This is a genomic window from Bacillus sp. GbtcB14, assembly GCF_019091205.1.
Taxonomy (GTDB): Bacteria; Bacillota; Bacilli; order Bacillales; family Bacillaceae_G; genus Bacillus_A; species Bacillus_A cereus_AG.
In genome coordinates this window covers 314,106-320,443 of record NZ_JAGXJT010000003.1, presented here as the reverse complement: position 1 = coordinate 320,443, position 6,338 = coordinate 314,106, and the positions used below count along the sequence as shown (strand labels likewise).

Here is a 6,338-nt window from a genome sequence, read left to right as displayed (position 1 = left end):
TACTTTCAATGATAAGACTTTTGTCATACCTTTTTTAATTTCGAATGATACTGGCTCTGTTAATTTTTTGTAGCCTGATAAGCTTTCTTTCTCTACTAATTTGTATTTTCCTACAGATAAATCTGCAACATTTGCTTTTCCTTCTTTGTCTGTTGTTACTGTCGTTACTACTTTTCCTTGCTCATCTTGTACTTCGAAGACTACGCCTGCTAATGCTTTTTGACTATCTTTATCTACTTTCGTAATTTCTACTGAGCCTTTGTCTAACTGTTCATTCTCTACTTTCAATGATAAGACTTTTGTCATACCTTTTTTAATTTCGAATGATACTGGCTCTGTTAATTTTTTGTAGCCTGGTAAATTCTCTACTTCTACTAGTTTGTAACTTCCTACAGATAGATCTGAAATTTTCGCTTTTCCTTCTTTATCTGTTTTTACTTTCGTTACTACTTTGCCTTGCTCATCTTGCACTTCGAATGTTACGCCTTCTAATAACGTGCCACTTTCTTTGTCCACTTTTGTAATTTCTACTGAACCTTTATCTACTAATTCGTTCTCTACTTTTAGTGATAAAACTTCTGTCATACCTTTTTTAATTTCAAACGATACTGGTTTCGCTAGTTTTTTATATCCTGGTAAGCTTTCTACCTCTACTAGCTTATATTTCCCTACTGATAGATCTGAAACGTTTGCTTTTCCTTCTTTATCTGTCGTTACTTTTGTTACTACTTTATCTTTTTCATCTTGCACTTCGAATATTACGCCCGCTAATACTGCGCCACTTTCTTTGTCCACTTTTGTAATCTCTACTGAACCTTTATCTAACAGTTCGTTCTCTACTTTCAATGATAAAACTTTCGTCATACCTTTTTTGATTTCAAACGATACTGGTTCTGTTAATTGTTTGTAACCTGGTAAGCTTTCTTTTTCTACTAATTTGTACTTTCCTACAGATAAGTCTGAGATTTTTGCTTTTCCTTCTTTATCTGTCGTTATTTCGGTTACTACTTTGCCTTGCTCATCTTGTACTTCGAAGACTACGCCTGCTAATGCTTTTTGACTGTCTTTATCTACTTTTGTAATTTCTACGTTACCCTTGTCTAACATTTCATTCTCTACTGTTAAAGCAAGAGATTTTGTCATGCCTTTTTCAATTTGGAAAATGATCGGATCTACTAATTGTTTATATCCCTTTGGTGCTTTTACTTCCACTAACTTGTATGTGCCAACTGATAAATTAGTAACTTGTGCTTGTCCTTTTTTATCTGTCGTTATTTTAGCGACTACTTGTCCTGCTTCATCTTGAATATCAAATACCGTATCAGCTAAAACATCTTTATTTTCTTTATCTACTTTTGTAATTTCTACATTTCCTGTATCCACTAATTCATTTTCGACAGTTAATTGTAGTGCTGTTATTCTACCCTTTTCAATTTCGAATGAAATTGGCTTTTCTAGTGGTTTATATCCTGCCGGTGTCTCTACTTCCATCAACTCATACTTCCCAATAGATAAATCTGAAACGTTTGCTTTTCCTTCTTTATCCGTCGTTACTTTTTTTACTACTTTTCCTTTTGAATCACGTACTTCAAATACAACATCTTTTAACGGTGCTTTACTATCTTTATCTATTTTTGTTATCTCTACATTCCCTGTATCCACCATTTCATTTTCTACTTTCAATGATAGAACCTCGGTCATGCCTTTTTTTATTTCAAATGATACTGGTTTTTCTAACTTTTTATAACCAGGTAAACTTTCTACCTCTACTAATTCATACTTTCCTACAGGTAAATCTGAAACATTTGCTTTTCCATCTTTATCTGTCGTTACTTTTTTAACTTCATTACCCTTTTCATCTTGGACGATGAATGTTACTCCCGCTAACGGTGCTTTATTATCTTTATCTACCTTTGTTATCTCTACATTTCCCGTATCTACCATTTCATTTTCTATTTTTAATGATAAAATCTCGGTCATGCCTTTTTTAATTTCAAACAATACTGAATCTGTTAGTTTCTTATAGCCTGGTAAACTTTCTTTCTCTACTAATTTGTACTTTCCTACTGATAGATCAGAGATTTTTGCTTTACCATCTTTATCTGTTTTTAATTCCTTCACTACTGTTCCAGCTTCATCTTGCACTTCAAAGACTACGCCTTTTAATACTTTCTGGCTGTCTTTATCTACTTTTGTAATTTCTACTGAACCTTTATCTAGCTGTTCATTCTCTACTTCCACTGATAGGACTTTCGTCATACCCTTTGTAATTTCAAATGATACTGGTTCTGTTAGTTTTTTGTAACCTGGTAAGCTTTCCGTTTCTACTAATTCGTATTTTCCGACTGATAGATCTGAAACTTTCGCTTTCCCTTCTTTATCTGTTGTTACTTTTTTCACTACTTTTCCTTTTGAATCACGTACCTCAAATACAACATCTTTTAATGGTGCTTTACTATCTTTATCTACTTTTGTAATTTCTACTGAGCCTTTGTCTAACTGCTCATTTTCTACTTTTATTGATAAAGCTTTTGTCATACCTTTTTTAATTTCAAATGGTACTGGTTCTGTTAGCTTTTTGTAACCTGGTAAGCTTTTCGTCTCTACTAATTTGTACTTTCCTACTGATAGATCTGAAACGTTTGCTTTTCCATCTTTATCGGTTACTACTTTTCTTACTACGCCATCTTTCTCATCTTGGACTTCAAATTCAACACCGGCTAATACTGCCCCGTTTTCTTTGTCTACTTTTGTAATTTCGATATTACCTTTGTCTACCATTGCATTTTCCACTTGTATTGGGAATATACCGGCCCCTGTTACATTTACTTCGAACTCAGTTTCTTTTAATTGATACCCTTCAGGCGCTTTCGTTTCTTTTAAAATATATTTTCCGGGTGCTAACGGTTTAGAGATTGCCTTACCATCTTGATCTGTAATAATATGTTCGACTACTACACTGTCTTTTACTATATCAAACTCTGCATTTGCTAATGGTTTTTCACCATTTTCCGGATCAATTTTCTTTACTTCAATTTGACCCTTTTGCATAGTGTTTTTAATTTCAATTGTTTTTGTTTCTCCAGCTTGAAGTGTAACCTCTACTGGGTTTGTTAATTTTTGATATCCTTCTGGCGCTACTGTTTCATAAACTTTATACGTCCCAGGAGCTAAAGTTTGAGGTACTGAAAAACCTTTTTCATCCGTTTTCAGTTTTGCAACAATTTCATTCGCACTATTCCGAACTTCAAATTCGGCACCTTTTAACCCTTTATTCGGATCCTCAGCATCTGTTTTATGAATCGATACTGTACCATCTTTTGGAGCTTCAGGCGGTGTAATGGTTACTTCTTTTGATGTTAATGTTTTATCATCAAAATGTAATTCCGCTTTATTAGGAATCTTCTTATCTACGTAAGAAGATAAGTCTGCATTATTTTTAATTTTCGCCTTGATACTGAGGTTAATTATCTGGTCTTCATATGACTTATAGTCAAAATTCTCACCAAATGTAAATGTTACTTCACTTCTTTGTTTATCTATATTTAACGTTCCTTTAGAAGTAATATCTTGGCCATTTTGATCATACACTTTTGCCTCTAATACTTCTAAAACATCTTCTAAATCATCACTAATTATCATTGACCTATAATTAGGCGGATCTTTCGGTATATGTGTACCAACTTGGTATTGAATAGCTTGATCCATTTGTGTTAACTGCTCATTCTCTACAAGCTTACCATTCTCATCAACTATATTTTTTTCAATGCTAGGTGGATTATCGTCACCTGAACCGGTTCCTCCCCCACCACTTACGAATACTTCTCCAACTTTTTCTTCAGTTACAATATTTTTACCTTCTAATTTCACAGTATTTTTATGAGGCTTTGCAGCAGGATTAGTAATCTTTGTTTTATATCTTAAAATATAACCTTTTGAACTGTCCGGAAATCCAATTGTAAATCCAGTTTTCGTTGCATTAATTTTAATTTTAGATAAATCTGCTGGCTTAATATTTGTTGCTGCATAGCCATCTTCAAAGACAGCCTCTTCTAATACTAAACTATCTGTAATTAATTCATGCCCAGGTCCCAATGTGTCTGTTAATTTAAGATCTTGCATTTCTGTTCCAGTTGCATTTACATATACCGTCCAGTCTGCAATTGAAGGGTCTTCCTGATTATAAGAACCCCATTTCAATAAATTCTCCGTATTGGGCTGCGGCTTCGGTCTCTCTGTCGTATTGTTTACACTTACTTCTTTATTTACGATTTGACCATCAACGTTAAATTCTAATGGAATTTTTTTAATACCATCATATGCTTCTAGACCAAAATAGAATTCTACGAATAAAGAACCTTTAATGTTATTCTTTCCTTCTACGTAATCACCCATAGTACATGTCAATACACCCTTTTTCATCTCACATGTACCAACTACTTTCCCTTCAGCATCTTTTAAAGGAAAAGTCATATTCATAAGATCTTTTCTAAATTCTTTTGGCATATCAATTGTGAATTGATCTCCACTTTTTATTTTTTCTTTAGCTGACCACTTCACTTCTACTTTCATGCCATCTGAGGCTTGATATGGTTCAGACGTTGTACCATCAGTACGGGAGATATTAATCTCATCCACTGGATTTTTTATCACAGCGGCTTGAATAACTGGAGCCCACACATTTAGCACTGAAAATAATACTAGAAAAACTAATGAAACCATTGAAATATGCCTTTTAGTACTTTTCATTTGCATAGTTCCCTCCTAAATTTTTATATTTATATAACAAAAAAGACCGTCCGGTTGCATCAAAAATGTGCAACCAGACGATCTTAGTAACCAATATGTATTACCGTAGACTCTAAGCTTTGCGGCCTATCCTTTCGAATAGTGTGCTAAAAATATCTTTTATTCTTTTTTTGTTTCATTTTCCTCTTAAACCAAATATTACTATACCGTCTGGACGGTTATAATTCAACACTTTGTATAATTGTTTTATTTTTCTAATAAAAAAAACAATTCACCACTACATTAAATAAGTAAGGTGAATTGTTTTTGCATTATATAGTTCGTATATTCTATTTATATGAATTACCAATAAGAGCTTGAATCACTTTTTCTCTTAACTCGGGGCTTAGTCTGCCAACCCCTAAATATTCCGAATACCATAATCCATCTGCTGCTAATCTAATAATTGTTGCACAAACTGAATCTATCTCATCGTTTTCTATATTCTTTTGCAGTTGCTGAAATGATTGTTGTAATGGCTCAAGTAATTCAGGTTTTAACATGAATGCTGCCATCATACTACTAGACAACTCTTCTGTTCTTCTCTCATTACTTAATCTTTCCTCTACAAAAGAGCGAACCCATCTCCCTTTCCTCTCTGAGTCTTCCGCTACTTTATTGTAAATAGCGCCCTCATAATCCTCTATCCCTCTGACTATCATACCTTCTATTAAAGCTTCTTTATTTGCAAAGTGATACAATAATCCACCTTTACTTACACCCGCCTCTTTTGCCACTGCTTCTAAGGTTAATTTAGCAACCCCTTTACATTGCACAATTTGAGAAGCGGCCGCCAAAATCTTTTGTCGCGTTATGCTGATACTCATTCCTTTTTAAAACCCCATTTCTACTAAATTTATATAAATACGAATCTTATTTTTAATATTGTTGATTACTACTAAGTATTTTCTTTATACAACAAAAGCTTCATTACCTTTGAATTTTTAGTTACTTATTCTATTAAAAATTTCCATATCATTCAATATGATAACATCAAATACACAACATTGACTATACATCTATACTTTTATATACATTGAAATTATATCCATAAACACGAAATATATAAACATTGATTATCCTTATATATCTAATCTATAATTTAAATAGATTGATATTTCCATAAAAATAAAGTGAATTTTTATAAGGATGATTCCATTGAAAAAATTTTCTATTAGTTATTTAATATGCTTACTGGTTTTTTCTATCATTGTGAATGTTTTACAGTATGCACGAGTTCCAAATTATGCGGATTCATGGGGACCGATTTGGGTATCTATTATTATGCTTTCAATTCTTGGAAGTATTCCTGTTCTTATCGGTTGTTTAATAGGTGAATTTTGTTATAGAAAAATAAAAGGAAGTCACGAATTAAAAATTGGTATTCCTTTATTTATATTGTTAGGTATTTCCTACAATCATTTCTTCTTTATGTGGTTTAACAACAGAGATTTTCTATCCTTTTATTTAGAAGCTTTTCTGGAAACCGGCCTTCCTATTACAGTATCATCTGTACTATTTTATCTTGTCAGACGGCGTTAATTCTTTAT

General features: G+C 32.8%; 3 protein-coding genes and 1 riboswitch. Of the genes, 1 reads left to right on the top strand and 2 read right to left on the bottom strand.

The annotated features are described in order from the left end of the window. Both KVT31_RS10595 and KVT31_RS10590 read right to left on the bottom strand, forming a co-directional pair. A partial coding sequence (locus tag KVT31_RS10595; RefSeq protein WP_253631343.1) for a SpaA isopeptide-forming pilin-related protein occupies positions 1-4,755 on the bottom strand: 4,755 nt, incomplete at its 3' end. A 59-nt stretch (positions 4,756-4,814) separates the two neighbouring features. Next, a riboswitch (cyclic di-GMP riboswitch) is annotated at positions 4,815-4,907 on the bottom strand. 171 nt (positions 4,908-5,078) lie between these two features. Next, positions 5,079-5,615, bottom strand: a complete 537-nt coding sequence (locus tag KVT31_RS10590; protein WP_043935323.1) for a TetR/AcrR family transcriptional regulator — start codon at positions 5,613-5,615, stop codon at positions 5,079-5,081. A 331-nt stretch (positions 5,616-5,946) separates the two neighbouring features. Here KVT31_RS10590 and KVT31_RS10585 point away from each other — a divergent pair, with 331 nt between their 5' ends. Next, a complete protein-coding gene (locus KVT31_RS10585; RefSeq protein ID WP_088095431.1) occupies positions 5,947-6,330 on the top strand; it encodes a hypothetical protein in 384 nt (127 codons plus the stop codon). Positions 6,331-6,338: the final 8 nt, after the last annotated feature.

Bases quoted from the DNA above. Each gene is read 5' to 3' on its own strand.
- KVT31_RS10590 (WP_043935323.1), bottom strand. From the start codon at position 5,615: ATGAGTATCAGCATAACGCGACAAAAGATTTTGGCGGCCGCTTCTCAA.